The following is a 17,607-nucleotide window of genomic DNA, read 5'->3' as shown; positions in this document are numbered from 1 at the left end:
TCGCTCTTGCATAGCTGAGGCCATCCCGGGCAATTGCGCCCGGGATGGCCGTCTCGTTCCAAGGAAGCCGATGCAGAAGAACGCATATTTCAAGGGGCTGACGATCCCCTTCCTGCTGCTTCTGCCGCAGCTCGCGATCACCATCGTGTTCTTCTACTGGCCGGCGAGCCAGGCGGTCTGGCAGAGCTTCCTGCTCGAGGATGCCTTCGGCATCTCGACGCAGTTCGTCTGGTTCGAGAACTACCAGGCGCTCTTTGCCGATCCCGGCTATCTCAAGGCCTTCGTCAACACCGCCATCTTTTCCACTTTCGTCTGCGTTCTCTCGCTCTCGATCGCGCTGCTCTTCGCCGTGATGGCGGACCGGCAGATCCGCGGTGCCGAGATCTACAAGACCCTGCTGATCTGGCCCTATGCAGTGGCGCCCGCCATCGCGGGCGTGCTCTGGCTGTTCATGTTCGATCCCTCGCTCGGCATGCTCGCGCGGGGCCTGCAATCGCTGGGCATCCCGTGGAATCCGCGTCTCAACGGCAACCACGCCATGTTGCTGGTCATCCTCGCCGCGACCTGGAAGCAGATCAGCTACAATTTCCTGTTCTTCCTCGCCGGCCTGCAATCGATCCCCAAGAGCGTGATCGAGGCGGCGGTGATCGACGGCGCCCGGCCGATGCGCCGGTTCTGGACCATCGTCTTCCCGCTGCTCTCGCCGACGACCTTCTTCCTGCTCGTCGTCAACATCGTCTACGTCTTCTTCGACACCTTCGGCATCATCGACACGGTGACCGGGGGCGGCCCCTCGGGCGCGACCGAGACGCTGGTCTACAAGGTCTTCTCCGACGGCAAGGGCGGCTCCAATCTCGGCGGTTCGGCGGCGCAATCGGTGCTGCTGCTGATCATGGTGATCGGACTGACCGCGGTGCAGTTCCGCTTCATCGAGCGCAAGGTGAGCTACTGATGGCCTCCGTACTCTGGCAGGACCTGACCGCCGAGGAACTGCGGGTCAAGGCGGCGGCGGACGCGATCGTCGTCCTTCCCGTCGCCTCGATCGAGCAGCACGGCCCGCATCTGCCCGTCGGTGTCGACACCATCCTGTGCGGCGGCGTCTGCAAGGCGGCGGCCGAGCGGGCCGATGATGTCGACGTCGTCGTGGCGCCGACGCTCTGGTGCGGCATGGCCGAGCACCACATGGCCTTCGGCGGCACCTTTACCTTCGACATCCCGACTTACCGTGCGGTGCTGCTGTCTTTCCTGAAGAGCATCGAGCGCCACGGCTTCCACCGCGTGCTGATCGTCAACGGCCATGGCGGCAACATTGCTGCGCTCACCGCCTTCCTGCCCGATTTCGCCCGCGAGACGCGGCTGCATGTCGAGGCGACCACCTATTTCATGCTGGCCGAACAGGCGCTCGGCCCTCTCCTGGAGGACCAGAAGGGCGTTCAGCATGCCTGCGAGGTCGAGACCTCGATGATGATGGTGCTGGCGCCGGGCTCGGTCCGCGAGCCGCGCCTGTCCGAAGCCTTCGGCGCGCTGGACCGTGCGCCCCGCCGGCAGGTCGTTTCGCGCCACCGCTCCTTCCGGGAGATGACCGAGACCGGCGTGGTCGGCGATGCCCGCCGCGCCACGCCGCAGAAGGGCCAGGCCTGTCTCGATGCCTGCGCCGATGCGCTGGCCGATCTGCTGCGTGCGATGGAGAGGGCCGCCTGATGGTCGAGGACCGCCGCCTGGGCGACCTGATCGCCTATGTCATCCTGACGATCGGCGTGCTGATCGTCGCCTTCCCGGTCTGGCTGACCTTCGTCGCCTCGACCTGGGACGCCGCGACCGTGATCAACGGCCAGATGCCGCTCTATCCCGGCCCGTACTTCTTCGAGAACTACAACCGCATCCTGTTCGTGGGCACGTCGAGCACGACGCGCGAGCCGGTCATCCACATGATGCTGAATTCCTTCATCATGGCGATGGCGATCGCGCTCGGAAAGATCTTCATCTCCGTGCTTTCGGCCTATGCGGTGGTCTATTACCGCTTCCCGTTCCGCATGGCGGCGTTCTGGATCATCTTCATCACGCTGATGCTCCCGGTCGAGGTCCGCATCTTCCCGACCTTCAAGATCGTCTCCGATCTCAACATGCTCGACACCTATCAGGGCCTCGCCATCCCGCTGATCGCCTCGGCGACCGGCACGCTGCTCTTTCGCCAGTTCTTCATGACGATCCCGGACGAATTGCTTGAGGCCTCGAAGATCGATGGCGCCGGCCCGTTCAGGTTCTTCAAGGACACGCTGCTCCCGCTCTCGATGACGACGATCGCGGCGCTCTTCGTCATCCAGTTCATCTATGGCTGGAACCAGTATCTCTGGCCGCTCCTGGTGACGACGAAGGACTCGATGCAGACCATCGTCATCGCCATCAAGAAGATGATCGTCACCGCCGACGCCCTGACGGAATGGCAGCTCGCCATGGCCACCGCCATGCTGGCCATGCTGCCGCCCGTCCTCGTCGTCATCGCCATGCAGAGGCTCTTCGTAAAGGGCCTGGTCGAAACCGAGAAGTAACCCGCGAATGGCTCAGGTCACCCTCACCAACGTCAAGAAGGTCTATGCCGGCGGCGTCGAGGCCGTGAAGGGCGTCTCGTTCGACATCCCCGACGGCGGCTTCTGCGTGCTCGTCGGCCCCTCCGGCTGCGGCAAGTCCACGCTGCTGCGCATGGTCGCCGGACTGGAGACGATCTCGTCGGGCGAGGTGTCGATCGGCAGCCGCGTCGTCAATGAGATCGAGCCGGCCGACCGCGACATCGCCATGGTGTTCCAGAACTATGCGCTCTACCCGCATATGAACATCTACGACAACATGGCCTATGGCCTGCGCAATCGCGGCACGCCGAAGGACGAGATCGACAAGCGGGTGCGGGAAGCCGCCCGCATCCTGGCGATCGAGCCCTTCCTGGAGCGCCGGCCGCGCCAGCTCTCCGGCGGCCAGCGCCAGCGCGTCGCGATGGGCCGCGCCATCGTGCGCAAGCCGCAGGTCTTCCTCTTCGACGAGCCGCTCTCCAACCTCGACGCCAAGCTGCGCGTGCAGATGCGCGTCGAGATCAAGAAGCTGCAGCGCGCGCTGGGCGTCACCGCGATCTACGTCACGCACGACCAGGTCGAGGCGATGACGCTCTCCGACAAGCTCGTGGTGATGAATGCCGGCCAGGTCGAGCAGATCGGCCTGCCGGCCGAGGTCTACCGCAAGCCGGCGAGCAAGTTCGTCGCGACCTTCATCGGCTCGCCGCCGATGAACATCCTGCCCGGCATGGTCGACGGCCCCGGCATCGTCGCGCTCGGCGACGCGATCATCGAGGTGCGCGATCTGCGCGAGGATCTCGCGGCGCAGGCCCCGGTCGAGGTGGGCTTACGCCCCGAGGATGTCGAGATCGCCTCCGAAGGCCAGGCCGGTTCGCTGCCCTTCGACGTCGAGTTCATCGAGGAGCTCGGTGCGACCCAGCTCTTCCACGGCAAGCTCGCCGGCCAGCCGTTCGTGATGCAGGCGGCGACGGGCGAGGTCGCGGCGCAGGAAGGCCGGCTCTGGATCACCGTCGATCCCGACAAGATCCACATCTTCGATCCGAAGACGGGCGTGCGGCTGGGGAAGGGCTGAGCCTGCAAGGGTGCCGTCATGCTCGGGCTTGACCCGAGCATCTTGGAAACCGGCTACTTCTCGTCATGAGATTCTCGGGTCTGCGCTTCGCTCTGCCCGAGAATGACGGCAAGCTTCAAGCCGCCAGATCGGCCACCAGCGCATCGAGCAGCAGCGCGCCATCAGGCGTTGCCGCGAGCCGCCCGCCTGCGCGTTCCATCAGCAGTTTCTGCTCGATCAGGCTGCCGACGCGCCTGGCGTTGAGCGCGCGCCCCGACAGCGCCTTGAACACCTGCGGATCGATGCCCTCGACGAGGCGCAAGCCCATCAGCAGATATTCGTCGCCCTGGGCTTCCTCGCTGAGCCGGTCGTTCTCGACCAGCGCATGGCCCTCTGCTTCGACGCGTTCCAGCCAGACTTCCGGCCGCTTCTCCGTGGAATGCGCCATGCGGCCCTTAGCCGTCACCAACCGGCCATGGGCGCCGGGGCCGATGCCGGCATATTCGCCATAGTGCCAGTAGACCAGATTGTGCCGGCATTCGGCGCCGGTTCGCGCGTGGTTCGAGATCTCGTAGACCGGCAGGCCGTGCCTGGCGGTGATCTCCTGCGTCGTCTCGTAGAGCGCCGCACCCGCATCGTGATCGGGGATGGCGAGCTTGCCGGCGCGGAACAGCCGCTCGAAGGCGGTGCCGGGCTCGATGGTGAGCTGGTAGAGCGAGAGATGCTCGGCCGCATGGCTGATCGCCAGCTCCAGCTCGGCGCGCCACAAGGCCGGCGTCTGCAAGGGTGAGCGGGCATAGATCAGGTCGAAGGAATAGCGCTCGAAATATTGCCGCGCGATCGCGACGGCTGCCAGCGCCTCCTCGGCCGAATGCATCCGGCCCAACGCCTTGAGATCGGTATCGTTCAGGGCCTGCACACCGAGCGAGACGCGGTTGACGCCCGCAGCCCGGAAATCGCGGAAGCGCCCGGCCTCGACGCTGGTCGGGTTGGCCTCCAGCGAGACCTCGCAATTGGGATCGACGGCCCAGTGCTCGCCGATCGCGTCGAGAATCGCGCCGACCGTGCGGCCTTCCATCAGCGAGGGCGTGCCGCCGCCGAAGAAGATCGAGGAGACCGTGCGGCCGGGCACCAGCGCCGCCCGGTGCGCGATCTCGCGCCGGAAGGCGGCGATATAGCGTTGCTGGTCCGGCGGCTGCAGCCGCACATGCGAGTTAAAGTCGCAATAGGGGCATTTGGCCAGGCAGAACGGCCAATGCACATAAACGGCGAAGCCCGCATCCGCGGTCGGATGCGAGGTGGAAGGCCGCTCAGTGAGGGCGGCCGGGGCGCTCACGCCGGCTTCCTCAGACAAGCGGCAGCGAGGACATGGAAGGCTCGCGCGCGATGCGACAGCCCGGGCGAGCCATCGGCCGGAATGCCGTGCTTCTCCTGCGCCGTCATCTCGCCGAAGGTCTTGTCATGCCCGTCGGGCAGGAAGATGGGATCGTAGCCGAAGCCGCCCAGGCCGCGCGCCTGCTCGGTCACCGTGCCGAAGACGCGGCCTTCGAACAGCTCCTGATGTCCGTCCGGCCAGGTGATGACCAGCGCCGAGACGAAATGCGCTTTGCGCGTCTCGGGCGTGGTGGCGCCGCGCTTCGCCAGTTCCATCTGCACCCGCCCGATCGCCGGGGCGAAATCCTTGCCCGGCCCGGCCCAGTTGGCCGAGAACAGGCCGGGCGCGCCGTCGAGCGCGTCGATGCAGATGCCGGAATCGTCGGAGAGCGCCGGCAAACCGCTGGCGTTCGCCGCGGCGACGGCCTTGATCGCCGCATTCTCCGAGAACATGTAGCCATCCTCGACCGGCTCGGGCAGGCCGAGCTCCCCGGCCGAGACGAGCTCGATGCCATAGGGCGCCAGCAACTCGCGCATTTCGCGCAACTTGCCCTGGTTATGGGTCGCGATCACGACCTTGCCGGTGAGGAGGCGATGCGGGCTCATGCTCAGGCCACCGCCGCCTTCTGCAGCGTGACGAGCTTGGCGACACCGCCCTTGGCGAGCTTGAGCAGCGCGAGCAGCTCTTCTTCCGAGAAGGGCGCGCCTTCGGCCGTGCCCTGAACCTCGACAATGCCCCCGGAGCCCGTGATGACGAAATTCGCGTCGGTCTGCGCGCCGGAATCCTCGACATAGTCGAGATCGATCACCGGGTTGCCGGCGACGATGCCGCAGGAGATCGCGGCGACATGGTCCTTGAGCGGGTTGGTGCCCTTGAGCAGGCCGCGCCCTTCCATCCATTTCAGCGCGTCATGCAGCGCGACCCAGGCGCCGGTGATCGAAGCCGTGCGCGTGCCGCCATCGGCCTGCAGCACGTCGCAATCGACGACGATCTGGCGCTCGCCGATCGCGGTCAGGTCGACAACGGCGCGCAAGGAACGGCCGATCAGGCGCTGGATTTCCTGCGTACGGCCCGAAGGCTTGCCGGAGGTGACCTCGCGGCGCGTCCGCTCATGCGTGGCGCGCGGCAGCATCGAATATTCGGCGGTGACCCAGCCCTTGCCGGTGCCGCGCAGCCACGGCGGCCCCTTTTCCTCGACGGTCGCGGCGCAGAGCACCTTGGTCTCGCCGAACGTCACCATGCAGGACCCCTCGGCATAGCGCACCACGCCGCGTTCGAGCGTGACCTTGCGCATCTCGTCGGCGGCGCGTTTGGAGGGTCGCATGAAACTGTCCTGTCTTGCGGGGAAGTGGCGGCTTGTAGGCGCTTGCGCCGCGCACGGCAAGGCGCGGGCGGGGCTTGCCCCTTGATCCGCGCCTCCGTCGTGACGACAATAGGACGAGACCGACATTTCGCCTGAAAAAGGTTCATGAGCGCCCATACGCCCCGCCCCGAGACGATCAGCGGCCTGGTCGAGACCGACCAGCGCTCGCGCGAGATCTTTCGCCAGATCGTCGACGGCTATCTGACGACGGGCGAGCCCGTCGGCTCGCGCAACATCGCCCGCCTGCTGCCGATGGCGCTCTCGCCAGCGACGGTGCGCAATGTCATGACCGATCTGGAGCTGGCTGGGTTGATCTATGCGCCGCACACCTCGGCCGGTCGCCTGCCAACCGAGCGGGGCCTGCGCTTCTTCGTCGACGCGATGATGGAGGTCGGCAATCTCACCGCCGACGAACGCTCGCGCATCGAGGCCCAGATCAGGGTCGCCGCCAGCAACCGCAATCTCGACCAGACCCTGACGGAGGCCTCTGCGCTGCTCTCCGGCCTGTCGCGCGGCGCCGGCGTCGTCGTCACCACCAAGGCCGATGTCCGGCTGAAGCATATCGAGTTCGTGCGGCTCGATCCGCTGCGCGCCCTCGTCGTGCTCGTCTCGGAGGACGGCACGGTCGAGAACCGCCTGCTGGCGCTCCCGCCCGGGCTGCCGGCCTCGGCGCTGAGCGAGGCCGCGAATTTCCTGAACGCCCGCATCCTCGGCAAGACGCTCGCCGAACTGCGCGGCGAGATCGGCGGGCAGCACGCCTTGATGGAGCGCGAGCTCGACGTGCTGACGGCCAGGCTCGTCGAAAGCGGCATCGCGACCCAGGCCGGCCCCGGCAGCGACCGCCATCTCATTGTGCGCGGCCAGGCCAACCTGCTCGACGATCTCCGGGCGCAGGAGGATCTCGAGCGCATCCGCATGCTGTTCGGCGATCTGGAGACGCAGACCGATGTCATCGATCTCCTGACCCGCGCCGAGCAGGGGGACGGCGTGCGCATCTTCATCGGCTCGGAGAACAAGCTGTTCTCGATGTCGGGTTCGTCGATGGTCGCCGCGCCCTTCCGCGACGCCGAGCAGCGCATCGTCGGCGTGGTCGGCATTATCGGGCCGACGCGCCTGAACTACGCCCGCATCGTTCCGATGGTCGATTATACCGCCAAGGTCGTCGGGCGGCTGCTCGACGGCAGCCGCTAAGCCAGCCTCAAGTCCCTGAGTTGGCTTTGCGGGCGGAAGCGGTTATCGAGCGGGCAAAGCAACAGTTTCCGCAATTCAGGTGCGAGACCCATGTCCGAGCAGCTTCCCGACCGTCTCTCCGTCAACCCGGACAGCCCCTTCTATAACGAAGAGGTGCTGGCGCGCGATATCGGCATCCGCTTCAAGGGCGTCGAGAAGACCAATGTCGAGGAATATTGCGTCTCCGAGGGCTGGGTGAAGGTCTCTGCCGGCAATGCCAAGGACCGCTTCGGCCGGCCGATGACGATCACGCTCAAGGGCCCTGTCGAGCCCTACATCCGCGGCAGCGCCGAAGGCTGAGCCTCAGGCGAGGCTCTTGTAGAAAAACGTCGAGCCGCAATCGGCGCCATCCGGCATCAGCGCATAGCGCGGGATGGTGCCGGCCTCGATCCAGCCGAGTCGATTGTAGAGCCGGCGCGCGGCGCCGTGCTCGTCGGTGTCGAGCACCAGCAGGTCGCGACCCTTCTCCCGCGCGATCGCCTCGGCGCGCTGCATCAGCGCCTCGCCGATGCCCTGCCGCCGCGCGCGCGAATGCACCAGCACCTTGGCGATCTCGGCCCGGTGCGGCTGGTTCGATTTGCCGATCAGGTGAAGCTGTGCCGTGCCGACGATGCCGTCCTCGTTTCGGGCAATCAGCAGGATGACTTGTCCGCCCGCGACGCCCGCCGCGACATCGCGCCAGAAGCGTTCGTAGTCGGCGGCGGTGTTCCAGCTCATGAAGCCGACCGAAGCACCGTTGGCGACGCTGTCGTGCAGGATCTTGGCCAGCGCCGGGGTGGCGGCCAGGGCCGCCTCTCCATCGAGTGTCTCGATGGCAACGGTGAAAGCGCACGCGTTCATGCGATATGTCCCGGAAAGGCGCCGCTTCCCGCGACGAGGATGACGGCGTAGCGGACGGGCGCGGTGCCCGGATTGCGGTAGATGATCGCGCCGCGCAGGTGCATCTGCAGGCAGTCGCCCTCGGCCAGTTCGTGGCGGATGCCTTCAACGGTGAGGTCGAGTTGTCCGCGCAGCACCCAGATCTGCTGGTCGAGCGCCGCCGCACCGGTCGCGTTGTCGAGCCGCACTTCCGCTCCGCCGGGCAATTCGACCTCGACGATCTCGAAGCCCGACCCTGTCCCGCGTGGCGAGACGTTGCGGCGCAGATAGCCGCTCGCTGGATCGCGCCAGACCGGTTGCGCGTCGCGGCGCGCCAGCGGCCCGCTTCCTGCATCCTCTTCCAGCAGCGCCGAGAGCGAGAGGCCGAGTCCCGAGCCGAGCCGGACCAGCAGTGCCGCCGTCGGACTCGATTCGCCGCGCTCGACGCGGGAGATCATGGCGCGGCTGACGCCGCTGCGCTCGGCCAGCGCATCGAGCGTCAGGCCATGGCGCTGGCGGGCCGCCTTGAGGCGCTGCCCGAGCAGCCGGTCGATCTCGGTGTTGTGGTCGATCTCCATCAACTGAGAATAATTCTTAGATATTGGAATTGCAAGTGCGGCCATAGAAGGAGCCTTTTGCGGCCAGCCGCTTGGCGCCACGCAGCATCACTGCTATGGCGCGCGCATGAGCACCCGTTCCATCGACAATATCCGCAACTTCTCGATCGTGGCCCATATCGACCACGGCAAGTCGACGCTGGCCGACCGTCTGATCCAGCAGACCGGCACCGTCGCGGCCCGCGACATGAGCGACCAGATCCTCGACTCGATGGATATCGAGAAGGAGCGCGGCATCACCATCAAGGCGCAGACGGTGCGGCTGGATTACCGGGCCAAGGACGGCAAGGACTATGTCCTGAACCTGATGGACACCCCCGGCCATGTCGACTTCGCCTATGAGGTCTCGCGCTCGCTCGCGGCCTGCGAGGGGTCGCTGCTGGTGGTCGACGCCTCGCAGGGCGTCGAGGCACAGACGCTTGCCAACGTCTACCAGGCGCTCGACGCCAACCACGAGATCGTCACCGTCCTCAACAAGATCGACCTGCCGGCCGCCGAACCGGAGCGCATCAAGCAGCAGATCGAGGACGTGATCGGGCTCGATGCGTCCGAGGCCGTGCCGATCTCGGCCAAGACCGGCCTCAATATCGAGGGCGTGCTGGAGGCGATCGTCGAGAAGCTGCCGGCGCCGAAGGGCGATCCCGATGCGCCGCTCAAGTGCCTTCTGGTCGACTCATGGTACGACGCCTATCTCGGCGTCGTCGTGCTCGTGCGCGTCATCGATGGCGTGCTCAAGAAGGGCATGACGATCCGGATGATGCGGGCCAACGCCTCCTATGGCGTCGATCGCGTCGGCGTGTTCAAGCCCAAGATGACCGAGGTCAAGCAGCTCGGCCCCGGCGAGGTCGGCTTCTTCACCGCCTCGATCAAGGAAGTCGCGGATACCGCCGTCGGCGACACCATCACCGACGAGAAGAAGCCGATCGCCGAACCGCTGCCGGGCTTCAAGCCGGTGCAGCCGGTGGTGTTCTGCGGCATCTTCCCGGTCGACGCCGCCGATTTCGAGGTGCTGCGCGCCGCGATGAGCCGGCTGCGGCTGAACGACGCCTCGTTCTCCTACGAGATGGAGACTTCGGCCGCGCTCGGCTTCGGCTTCCGCTGCGGCTTCCTCGGGCTGCTGCATCTGGAGATCATCCAGGAGCGGCTGGAGCGCGAGTTCAATCTCAACCTGATCTCGACCGCGCCGTCGGTGGTCTACCACCTCAAGCTGCGCGACGGCTCGACGCTCGAACTGCACAACCCGGCCGACATGCCGGACGTGATGAAGATCGAATTCATCGAGGAGCCCTGGATCAAGGCGACGATCTTCACGCCCGACGAGTATCTCGGTTCCGTGCTGAAACTCTGCCAGGACCGCCGCGGCATCCAGACCGACCTGTCCTATGTCGGCTCGCGCGCCAAGGTCGTCTACGACCTGCCGCTCAACGAGGTCGTGTTCGATTTCTACGACCGGCTCAAGTCGATTTCGAAGGGCTACGCCTCCTTCGACTATGCGATCACCGATTATCGCGAGGGAGACCTCGTGCGCATGTCGATCCTGGTCAATGCCGAGCCGGTCGACGCGCTCTCGATGCTGGTCCATCGCTCGCGCGCCGATGCCCGTGGCCGTGCCATGTGCGAGAAGCTCAAGGACCTGATCCCGCCGCACATGTTCCAGATCCCGGTCCAGGCGGCGATCGGCGGCAAGATCATTGCCCGCGAGACCATCCGCGCCCTGCGCAAGGACGTGACCGCCAAGTGCTATGGCGGCGACGCCACCCGAAAGCGCAAGCTTCTGGAGAAGCAGAAGGAAGGCAAGAAGAAGATGCGGCAGTTCGGCAAGGTCGAAATCCCGCAGGAAGCCTTCATCGCCGCCCTCAAGATGGACGATTGAGCGGCGCGCCAGCGCCGCTTCATACTGTTGCTTAAAGCGCCTCGGCGCCGAGCTTCGCCTGCCAATGGGCGAGGCGCTCCTTCAGCACGCGATCCAGCACATAGGCGATGTCCTCGTCTTCCAGCCTTTCGAGCGCCTCGAAGCGGAAGGCGTGGGCGCCATGCGCATTCCAGGCGGTCTGCAGGCTGCGCTGGCGGTGGCTGCCATGACGCAGCGTGAAGCGCAGCCGGTTCTCGATGGTTGAAAGATCGGGCGCGCGGCCGACCCAGGTCAGCCCGGCCGCCTCGCAATGGAAGGCGAAGATGCCCGCCACCGTCTTCCGTCCCTTGTAGGCGGCCGTGGCCGCCTTCCTGTTCGCGATCTGCATCGGTGCAACCCATCCTGTTCGATGGGCGCTCAATAATGCCCGGGTTTTAATAAGGCAAGATTTTTATCCGGGTATTTATAAGTTGCGGCCTTAACGCAGAAAGTTCGGCACCTTCTCGCCTTGCGGGCCGTACAGCTTCCGCCCGAGATCACAGGCCGCCTGCTGATCGAGCGCGGCGATCTCGCGGGCGTAGTCCGCGCCCTTGGCGACGATGATGTCGCTATAGGGCGCACGGTTCATGGCGATGCCGTGCTGGCGCGTCACCATCCCGATGATCAGGTTGTTCGGCTTCAGCGCCGGGCACTTGTTGTTGAGCGCCACGGCGCGGCCGATATGGGTCATGACGTTCTGCTGCTGCTGGGATTGAGCTGCGGCCGGGCCGAGACCGCCTGCAAGCGTCGCGATCAGCGATATCAGGACGAGGAAGCGCATGGATCATCTCCTTCGCTTCATCATCGATCGCGTCCGGATTGCCGCGCATCCGCCGTTCTGATGAGGCGGTCAGTGAACAATCCAGCCACTGGGGCGTTGTTTCCCTGAATCCACACTCGCATGAGGAGGTCCTGATGGACTGGAACCGCGTCGAAGGAAACTGGAAGCAGCTCAAGGGCAAGGTCAAGGAGCAGTGGGGCAAGCTGACCGATGACGATCTCGACGTCATTGCCGGCAAGCGCGACCAGCTCGAAGGCAAGATCCAGGAGCGCTACGGCCTCGCCAAGGACAAGGCCCGCAGCGATGTCGACGACTGGTACGGCCGTCAGACCTGGCAGTAACGGGGCGGCCGTCGATCGGCCGTCATGAATTGGCAGAAGCCCGGCGCGATGCGTCGGGCTTTTTGCATGGCGGGCGCCTTGATCGCGGCCGACAACCGGCCGACAGTTACGGCTGTTCGAAGCGGGATGCCTGATGTTCGAGGATCTTTCGGGGAAGACGGCCCTAGTGACAGGTGCGTCCGGTGGGCTGGGGCTGCATTTCGCCAGGCTGCTCGCGCATCATGGTGTGGAGGTCACGCTGGCGGCCCGCAGACAATCCGCCCTGGATGAGGCGGGCGCGGAGATCGCCAGGGCGGGCGGCAGCGCGAAAGGCCTTGTGCTTGACGTGGCTGACGCAGCCTCGGTCGCGGGGGCGCTCGCGGGCCGGCATTTCGACATCCTGATCAACAATGCCGGCGTCAGCGGTGCCGGGCCGGCCGCTGATCTCTCCGAAGCGGCGTGGGACGCGGTGCTCGACACCAATCTGAAGGGCGTCTTCCTCGTCGCTCAGGCGGTGGCGCGCGGCATGAGCGAGAGCGGCACCGGTGGCACAATCGTCAATATCGCCTCGATCCTCGGCCATCGCGTCGCTGGCGGCGTCAGCGCCTATGCGGCCTCGAAGGCAGGCGTGATCCAGTTGACCAAGGCGCTCGCGCTCGAATGGGCGCGCGATCGTATTCGCGTCAACGCGCTCTGCCCCGGCTATATCGAGACCGACATCAACCGCGATTTCTTCGCGACCGAAGCCGGGCTGCAGCTGATCAAGCGCATCCCGCAGCGCAGACTTGGACAGCCGGAGGAACTCGACGGCGCCCTGCTGCTGCTTGCGTCGAGCGCCGGCAGCTACATCACCGGCTCCACCATCGAGGTCGATGGCGGCCACCTCGTTTCGTCCTTGTGAGCACCGCCATGGATTTCGAGATTTCCCCCCGCATCGAGGATTATCGCGCGCGCATCGCCGCCTTCGTCGAGCGCGAGATCCTGCCGCTCGAAGCGGATCAAACCTCCTACGACGCCCATGGCAACATCGCGTTGCCTTTGCTCGACACGATGCGGGCCAAGGCCCGTGCCGCGGGCCTCTGGTGCCTGCAGCTCAAGCCGGAGACCGGCGGTGCCGGCCTCGGCAAGATGGGCATGGCGGTCGCTTACGAGGAGATGAACCGCTCGATCTTCGGTCCGGTCGTGTTCAATTCGGCCGCGCCCGACGACGGCAACATGATGGTGCTGGAGGCGCTCGGCACGCCCGAGCAGAAAGAGCGCTGGCTGAAGCCGATCGTCGAGGGCAGGGTCCGCTCTGCCTTCGCCATGACCGAGCCGCATCCGGGCGGCGGCTCCGATCCCTCGATGATCCTGACGAAGGCCGAGCGGTGCGGCGACAAGTATGTGGTCAGCGGCCGCAAATGGTTCATCACCGGCGCGGAGGAAGCGAAGCACTTCATCCTCATCGCCCGCACCTCGGACGATCCGCGCAACGGCCTCACCGCCTTCCTCTTCCATGCCGACCAGCCGGGCTGGCGCATCCTGCGCCGCATCGAGATCATGGGCCCGGAGGAGCATGGCGGCCATTGCGAGATCGAATTCGACGGGCTCGAAATTCCGGTCGAGAACGTGCTGGCCGGCGAGGGCAAGGGCATGAAGGTGACGCAGGTCCGCCTCGGCCCGGCACGCCTGACCCATTGCATGCGCTGGCTCGGCCTCTCCAAGCGCTGCATCGAGATCGCGCAGGCCTATGCTGCCGAGCGCCATGGCTTCGGCCAGCGCCTCGCCGATCGCGAGAGCATCCAGCTCAAGCTCGGCGACCTCGCGATGCGCATCGAGATCGGCCGCCTCTTGGTGATGAAGGCGGCCTGGGAGCTCGATCGCGGCGGCTTCGCCCGCAAGGAGGTCTCGATGGCCAAGGTCCAGGTCGCCAATGTCCTGCACGATGCCGCCGATGTCGCGATCCAGGTCAATGGCGCGCGCGGCTACTCGAAGGACACTGTCCTCGAATGGATCTACCGCTATGCCCGGCAGGCACGATTGGTCGATGGCGCCGACGAGGTCCACAAGATGGTGTTGAACCGCTTCCTTACGCAGGAGGGCCGGGATTTCTGGCATTGGCCCGTGGCCGGACAGCCGCAGGGCTGAGGCGATGGCAGCGCCGGCGCTTTCCACTGTCGATTTTGATCCGGCCGCCCTGGAGAATCTCCTGCGGGAGCGCTTCGGGGCTGGCGAGCTTGCCCTCGAACGCATCGGCGGCGGCCAGTCCAACCCGACCTATTTCGTCGGTTGGGGGGGCCGCCGCCTCGTGCTGCGCAAGCAGCCGGCCGGGCCGATCTTGCGCGGTGCCCATGCGATCGACCGCGAGTTTCGCGTGCTCGAAGCGTTGTCGAAGACGAATGTGCCGGTGCCGCGCGCCGTGCTGTTCCATGCCGATCCCGAGCCGCTCGGCACGCCCTTCTACCTGATGGAGCGATTGGAAGGCCGGGTTTTCCATGATTGCGCGCTGCCGGGGCTGGAGCCGGCCGAGCGGCGCGGTCTCTATCTCGGCATGGCCGAGGCGCTGGCGAAGCTGCATGCGGTGCGCCCCGACGCGGTAGGCCTCGGTGATTTCGGTCGGCCGGGCAATTATTTCGAGCGCCAGATCGCGCGGTGGACCAAGCAGCTCCGGGAATCGCCGGGCGATCCGATCCCGGAATTGGAGGCGGTCGCCGACTGGCTGCCGGCGCATCTGCCCGATGATGACGGCCAGGTCTCGATCGCCCATGGCGATTTCAGGCTCGGCAACCTGCTCTTCCATCCGGACAAGCCCGAAGTGATCGGCATCCTCGACTGGGAACTGTCGACGCTTGGTCACCCGCTCGCCGATCTCGGTTACTGCGCCATGCCCTGGCACACCGCGCCCGACGAATACGGCGGCATTCTCGGCCTCGACCGGGCCGCGCTCGGCATTCCCACGGAGGCCGAGTTCCTCGCGCATTACTATGCTCATGCCGTGCCGACGGCGCCGCTGCTGCGCTTCCATCTCGTCTTCGCGCTGTTCCGCTTCGCGGTGATCTTCGTCGGCATCGCCGACCGGGTCCGCGCCGGCACGGCTTCGGCCGCCAACGCGGCCGAGGTCGCGCCGCTCGCCCGGCGTTTCGCCGTGCGGGCGCGCGAGGCGATGGAGGGCCGGAACGCCTCGGTTGAGTAAGACGATGATAGGATTCGCAAGAGAGTCGTCTTCAAGGCTCGATGTCACTCTCAATGAATTCTAGAATAGATCTAATTTAGATCGATTCAAAACAAGCAGAATTACTTTGCCGTCCCAAGACGGGCTGTGTTAGCGCGAGGGCATCTTTCCCGGCAGGATGCTCTTCCGATGCCCGCTCCCCTTTGGCTTGCCCGTCTGTCTTCCGCCGTCCTGTTCGGCGCGTCCGTGTTGTTTGCGGGTGCCGCCGCTGCCGAAACGATCGAAGTCACCGATCTCGCCGGTCGCGTCGTCAACGTCACCCGCGATCCCCAGAAGATCGTGCTGAGCGAGGGCCGCCAGCTTTATACGCTCGCGATGCTCGACCGCGAGGACCCGTTCAAGCGCGTCGTCGGCTGGGGCAACGACCTGATCGAGAACGATCCGGGCGCCTGGCAGAAATATCTCGCCAAGTTCCCGAAGGCCAAGGACATCGCCAACATGGGCAACCCCTATGCCGCCGATGTCAGCATGGAGAAGATCGCCTCGCTCGGCACCGAGGTCTACATTCTCGACCTCTCAAACTACTTCAAGGCGCAGGAGACGGGGCTGCTCGCCAAGCTCGAGAAGGCCGGCATCACCACCGTCTTCGTCGATTTCCGCCAGGACCCGACCCAGAACGTCCTGCCGAGCGTGCAGCTGCTGGGCCGCATCCTCGGCCGCGAGAAGGAGGCGAACGCCTTCGCTGATTACTATCTGCGCCAGACCCGCAGCATCTACGCCCGCGTCGGTTCGATCCCCGACAAGCAGAAGCCGATGGTCTTCGTCGAGCGCGCCGCCGGCCTGCTGCCGTGTTGCGCCACCTTCGGCCCCTTCAATTTCGGTCGCTATATCGAGGAGGCCGGCGGCCGCAACTGGGGCAGCCAGTTCTTCTCCGCCTTCCAGGCGCAGGCCGCGCAGGAAAAGGTGCTCGCCGATAATCCGGACGTCTATTTCCTCACCGGCGCCAACTGGTACGGCAGCAATCCCGGCAGCAGCGCGGTCGCTCTCGGCTATGACGCGACGCCGGAGCAGGTGCAGAAGCAGCTGGTGGCGCTGATGAACCGCCCGGGCTTCCAGCAGCTCAAGGCGGTGCAGGGCAAGAAGGTGATGGCCTTCTACCATCAGTTCTACGACATGCCCTATTACTTCATCGCCGAGCTCGCTATGGCGAAGGAGTTCTATCCGGACCGGTTCAAGGACGTCGATCCGGAGGCGGTCTTCAAGGAATTCCACGAAAAATTCCTGCCGATCTCCTATTCCGGCGTGTTCTGGGCCAGGCTCCAGTGACGGCGGCCTGAGCGACGATGGCCGCGACCCTGCCCATGACGGCAACCGCCACCGGGGACTATCGCCGGCGCAATGCGCGCCGGCTGAAGCTCGTCCTCATCGGCGTCGTCGCGCTCGCCGTCGCGCTGGCGCTCGACGTCTCGATCGGGCCGGGCAATCTCCCGCTCGGCGATGTCCTGCGCACGCTGGTGGATCCGCAATCGGCGGCGCCGCGGCTCTCCGTCATCGTCTGGGATTTGCGCCTGCCGATCGCGCTGATGGCGATGGCGGTCGGCGCCATGCTGGGGCTCAGTGGCGCGGGCATGCAGACCATCCTTGCCAACCCGTTGGCCGATCCCTTCACGCTCGGCGTCTCCGCCGCTGCGACGGTCGGCGCCTCCGTCGCGATCGTCTTCGGCTGGAGCGTCATCCCCGGCGCCGGTCCTTATATCGTGACCGCCAATGCCTTCATCTTCGCGCTGTCGGCCTCGCTCGTGCTGTTCTTCATGACCAAGCTGCGCGGCGTCAGCCCCGAGACGATGATCCTCGTCGGCATCGCCCTGCTCTTCACCTGCAACGCCATCACCGCTTTGCTGCAATACCGCTCCAACGAGGTGCAGCTCACCCAGATCGTGTTCTGGACGCTGGGCAGCCTCGCCCGCGCGAGCTGGGAGAAGGTCGGCGTCGCCGCTCTCCTGATCGCGCTCGCCTTGCCGTTCTTCCTGATGCGCGGCTGGGCGCTGACAGCCTTGCGCCTCGGCGACGAGCGGGCCGAGAGCCTCGGCGTCCGTGTCGATCGCCTGCGGCTGGAAATCCTGATCGCGACCTCGCTGCTGGCGGCGGTCTCGGTCTCCTTCGTCGGCGGCATCGGCTTCATCGGCCTCGTCGGCCCGCATATCGCGCGGCTGCTCGTCGGCGAGGACCAGCGCTTCTTCCTGCCGACGGCGACGATCGCCAGCGCCGTGCTGCTCTCGCTCGCCTCGACCGTCTCGAAGGTGATCACGCCGGGCGTGATCTATCCGATCGGCATCATCACCGCGCTGATCGGCGTGCCCTTCTTCATCAGCCTGGTGATGTCGATCCGCGGCAGGGGAGTCTGAG

General features: G+C 65.9%; 20 protein-coding genes. 13 read left to right on the top strand and 7 right to left on the bottom strand.

Going from position 1 to position 17,607, the window contains the following annotated elements; translation table 11 throughout:
* Positions 1-70 precede the first annotated feature (70 nt).
* From ugpA to AC1RLU_RS21430, 4 genes are read left to right on the top strand one after another with little or no spacing between them, the layout of a single operon-like run.
* Complete coding sequence (gene ugpA, locus AC1RLU_RS21445) at positions 71-952, top strand: sn-glycerol-3-phosphate ABC transporter permease UgpA (protein ID WP_061970941.1); 882 nt, start codon at positions 71-73, stop codon at positions 950-952.
* On the top strand, positions 952-1,701 hold the full coding sequence (locus tag AC1RLU_RS21440; protein WP_492798087.1) for a creatininase family protein: 750 nt from the start codon (positions 952-954) through the stop codon (positions 1,699-1,701). Before ugpA ends, AC1RLU_RS21440 begins: the two co-directional genes overlap by 1 nt.
* Complete coding sequence (gene ugpE, locus AC1RLU_RS21435) at positions 1,701-2,549, top strand: sn-glycerol-3-phosphate ABC transporter permease UgpE (RefSeq protein WP_142114290.1); 849 nt, start codon at positions 1,701-1,703, stop codon at positions 2,547-2,549. Before AC1RLU_RS21440 ends, ugpE begins: the two co-directional genes overlap by 1 nt.
* 7 nt (positions 2,550-2,556) lie before the next feature.
* Positions 2,557-3,636 (top strand): sn-glycerol-3-phosphate import ATP-binding protein UgpC, encoded by a 1,080-nt coding sequence (locus tag AC1RLU_RS21430; RefSeq protein ID WP_142114291.1) that lies wholly within the window; start codon positions 2,557-2,559, stop codon positions 3,634-3,636.
* 115 nt (positions 3,637-3,751) lie between these two features.
* On the opposite strand, the gene hemW is transcribed toward AC1RLU_RS21430, so the two are convergent.
* From hemW to rph, 3 genes are read right to left on the bottom strand one after another with little or no spacing between them, the layout of a single operon-like run.
* Positions 3,752-4,951 (bottom strand): radical SAM family heme chaperone HemW, encoded by a 1,200-nt coding sequence (gene hemW, locus AC1RLU_RS21425; protein WP_492798084.1) that lies wholly within the window; start codon positions 4,949-4,951, stop codon positions 3,752-3,754.
* Complete coding sequence (gene rdgB, locus AC1RLU_RS21420) at positions 4,948-5,595, bottom strand: RdgB/HAM1 family non-canonical purine NTP pyrophosphatase (protein WP_492798082.1); 648 nt, start codon at positions 5,593-5,595, stop codon at positions 4,948-4,950. The genes hemW and rdgB overlap by 4 nt, the downstream gene beginning before the upstream one ends.
* Positions 5,596-5,597: 2 nt before the next feature.
* Entirely contained in the window at positions 5,598-6,314 is a 717-nt protein-coding gene (gene rph / locus AC1RLU_RS21415; protein WP_061970926.1) for a ribonuclease PH, read from the bottom strand.
* 144 nt (positions 6,315-6,458) lie between these two features.
* Between rph and hrcA the strand changes: the two genes are divergently transcribed.
* Entirely contained in the window at positions 6,459-7,544 is a 1,086-nt protein-coding gene (gene hrcA / locus AC1RLU_RS21410; RefSeq protein WP_492798080.1) for a heat-inducible transcriptional repressor HrcA, read from the top strand.
* 90 nt (positions 7,545-7,634) lie between these two features.
* A complete protein-coding gene (locus tag AC1RLU_RS21405) occupies positions 7,635-7,883 on the top strand; it encodes a DUF3297 family protein (protein WP_061970923.1) in 249 nt (82 codons plus the stop codon).
* Between the two features lie 3 nt (positions 7,884-7,886).
* Here AC1RLU_RS21405 and AC1RLU_RS21400 read toward each other — a convergent pair whose 3' ends face one another.
* Entirely contained in the window at positions 7,887-8,423 is a 537-nt protein-coding gene (locus AC1RLU_RS21400) for a GNAT family N-acetyltransferase (protein ID WP_492798078.1), read from the bottom strand.
* The gene (locus tag AC1RLU_RS21395) at positions 8,420-9,019 is read right to left on the bottom strand and encodes a helix-turn-helix domain-containing protein (RefSeq protein WP_492798227.1); all 600 of its coding nucleotides are present in this window, start codon (positions 9,017-9,019) and stop codon (positions 8,420-8,422) included. Before AC1RLU_RS21395 ends, AC1RLU_RS21400 begins: the two co-directional genes overlap by 4 nt.
* 106 nt (positions 9,020-9,125) lie before the next feature.
* Between AC1RLU_RS21395 and lepA the strand changes: the two genes are divergently transcribed.
* A complete protein-coding gene (gene lepA / locus AC1RLU_RS21390; protein ID WP_091857385.1) occupies positions 9,126-10,931 on the top strand; it encodes a translation elongation factor 4 in 1,806 nt (601 codons plus the stop codon).
* Between the two features lie 31 nt (positions 10,932-10,962).
* Here the strand turns inward: lepA and AC1RLU_RS21385 are convergent, their stop codons facing one another.
* Together AC1RLU_RS21385 and AC1RLU_RS21380 are read right to left on the bottom strand one after the other, a co-directional pair.
* On the bottom strand, positions 10,963-11,298 hold the full coding sequence (locus tag AC1RLU_RS21385; protein ID WP_492798075.1) for a GIY-YIG nuclease family protein: 336 nt from the start codon (positions 11,296-11,298) through the stop codon (positions 10,963-10,965).
* A gap of 90 nt (positions 11,299-11,388) precedes the next feature.
* The gene (locus AC1RLU_RS21380) at positions 11,389-11,730 is read right to left on the bottom strand and encodes a hypothetical protein (RefSeq protein WP_492798073.1); all 342 of its coding nucleotides are present in this window, start codon (positions 11,728-11,730) and stop codon (positions 11,389-11,391) included.
* Positions 11,731-11,864: 134 nt separating this feature from the next.
* On the opposite strand from AC1RLU_RS21380, the gene AC1RLU_RS21375 reads away from it, so the two are divergent.
* The 6 genes from AC1RLU_RS21375 (at position 11,865) to AC1RLU_RS21350 (ending at position 17,606) form a co-directional block, all read left to right on the top strand.
* A complete protein-coding gene (locus tag AC1RLU_RS21375; protein ID WP_492798071.1) occupies positions 11,865-12,071 on the top strand; it encodes a CsbD family protein in 207 nt (68 codons plus the stop codon).
* A gap of 133 nt (positions 12,072-12,204) precedes the next feature.
* The gene (locus AC1RLU_RS21370) at positions 12,205-12,951 is read left to right on the top strand and encodes an SDR family NAD(P)-dependent oxidoreductase (protein WP_492798070.1); all 747 of its coding nucleotides are present in this window, start codon (positions 12,205-12,207) and stop codon (positions 12,949-12,951) included.
* 8 nt (positions 12,952-12,959) lie between these two features.
* Positions 12,960-14,177 carry an acyl-CoA dehydrogenase family protein gene (locus tag AC1RLU_RS21365; RefSeq protein WP_492798069.1) on the top strand — a complete coding sequence of 406 codons (1,218 nt, stop codon included), beginning with the start codon at positions 12,960-12,962 and terminating at the stop codon, positions 14,175-14,177.
* Positions 14,178-14,181: 4 nt separating this feature from the next.
* Positions 14,182-15,222, top strand: coding sequence for a phosphotransferase family protein (locus AC1RLU_RS21360; protein ID WP_492798068.1), 1,041 nt, complete (start codon positions 14,182-14,184; stop codon positions 15,220-15,222).
* Between the two features lie 168 nt (positions 15,223-15,390).
* Positions 15,391-16,527: an ABC transporter substrate-binding protein gene (locus AC1RLU_RS21355; RefSeq protein WP_492798067.1), complete on the top strand. Its 1,137-nt coding sequence runs from the start codon at positions 15,391-15,393 to the stop codon at positions 16,525-16,527.
* A 35-nt stretch (positions 16,528-16,562) separates the two neighbouring features.
* A complete protein-coding gene (locus tag AC1RLU_RS21350) occupies positions 16,563-17,606 on the top strand; it encodes a FecCD family ABC transporter permease (protein ID WP_492798066.1) in 1,044 nt (347 codons plus the stop codon).
* Position 17,607 lies beyond the last annotated feature (1 nt).

The organism is Allobosea sp. GW822-FHT05A11 (assembly GCF_058800455.1).
Note: the sequence above shows the minus strand (reverse complement) of the source record. Positions and strands in the feature narration are given on the sequence as shown.

Bases quoted from the DNA above. Each gene is read 5' to 3' on its own strand.
- rph (WP_061970926.1), bottom strand. From the start codon at position 6,314: ATGCGACCCTCCAAACGCGCCGCCGACGAGATGCGCAAGGTCACGCTC.
- AC1RLU_RS21385 (WP_492798075.1), bottom strand. From the start codon at position 11,298: ATGCAGATCGCGAACAGGAAGGCGGCCACGGCCGCCTACAAGGGACGG.
- AC1RLU_RS21430 (WP_142114291.1), top strand. From the start codon at position 2,557: ATGGCTCAGGTCACCCTCACCAACGTCAAGAAGGTCTATGCCGGCGGC.
- AC1RLU_RS21370 (WP_492798070.1), top strand. From the start codon at position 12,205: ATGTTCGAGGATCTTTCGGGGAAGACGGCCCTAGTGACAGGTGCGTCC.
- AC1RLU_RS21395 (WP_492798227.1), bottom strand. From the start codon at position 9,019: ATGGAGATCGACCACAACACCGAGATCGACCGGCTGCTCGGGCAGCGC.
- ugpE (WP_142114290.1), top strand. From the start codon at position 1,701: ATGGTCGAGGACCGCCGCCTGGGCGACCTGATCGCCTATGTCATCCTG.
- rdgB (WP_492798082.1), bottom strand. From the start codon at position 5,595: ATGAGCCCGCATCGCCTCCTCACCGGCAAGGTCGTGATCGCGACCCAT.
- AC1RLU_RS21360 (WP_492798068.1), top strand. From the start codon at position 14,182: ATGGCAGCGCCGGCGCTTTCCACTGTCGATTTTGATCCGGCCGCCCTG.
- AC1RLU_RS21355 (WP_492798067.1), top strand. From the start codon at position 15,391: ATGCCCGCTCCCCTTTGGCTTGCCCGTCTGTCTTCCGCCGTCCTGTTC.
- AC1RLU_RS21400 (WP_492798078.1), bottom strand. From the start codon at position 8,423: ATGAACGCGTGCGCTTTCACCGTTGCCATCGAGACACTCGATGGAGAG.
- AC1RLU_RS21375 (WP_492798071.1), top strand. From the start codon at position 11,865: ATGGACTGGAACCGCGTCGAAGGAAACTGGAAGCAGCTCAAGGGCAAG.
- lepA (WP_091857385.1), top strand. From the start codon at position 9,126: ATGAGCACCCGTTCCATCGACAATATCCGCAACTTCTCGATCGTGGCC.
- AC1RLU_RS21380 (WP_492798073.1), bottom strand. From the start codon at position 11,730: ATGCGCTTCCTCGTCCTGATATCGCTGATCGCGACGCTTGCAGGCGGT.
- AC1RLU_RS21365 (WP_492798069.1), top strand. From the start codon at position 12,960: ATGGATTTCGAGATTTCCCCCCGCATCGAGGATTATCGCGCGCGCATC.
- AC1RLU_RS21405 (WP_061970923.1), top strand. From the start codon at position 7,635: ATGTCCGAGCAGCTTCCCGACCGTCTCTCCGTCAACCCGGACAGCCCC.
- AC1RLU_RS21350 (WP_492798066.1), top strand. From the start codon at position 16,563: ATGACGGCAACCGCCACCGGGGACTATCGCCGGCGCAATGCGCGCCGG.
- ugpA (WP_061970941.1), top strand. From the start codon at position 71: ATGCAGAAGAACGCATATTTCAAGGGGCTGACGATCCCCTTCCTGCTG.
- AC1RLU_RS21440 (WP_492798087.1), top strand. From the start codon at position 952: ATGGCCTCCGTACTCTGGCAGGACCTGACCGCCGAGGAACTGCGGGTC.
- hrcA (WP_492798080.1), top strand. From the start codon at position 6,459: ATGAGCGCCCATACGCCCCGCCCCGAGACGATCAGCGGCCTGGTCGAG.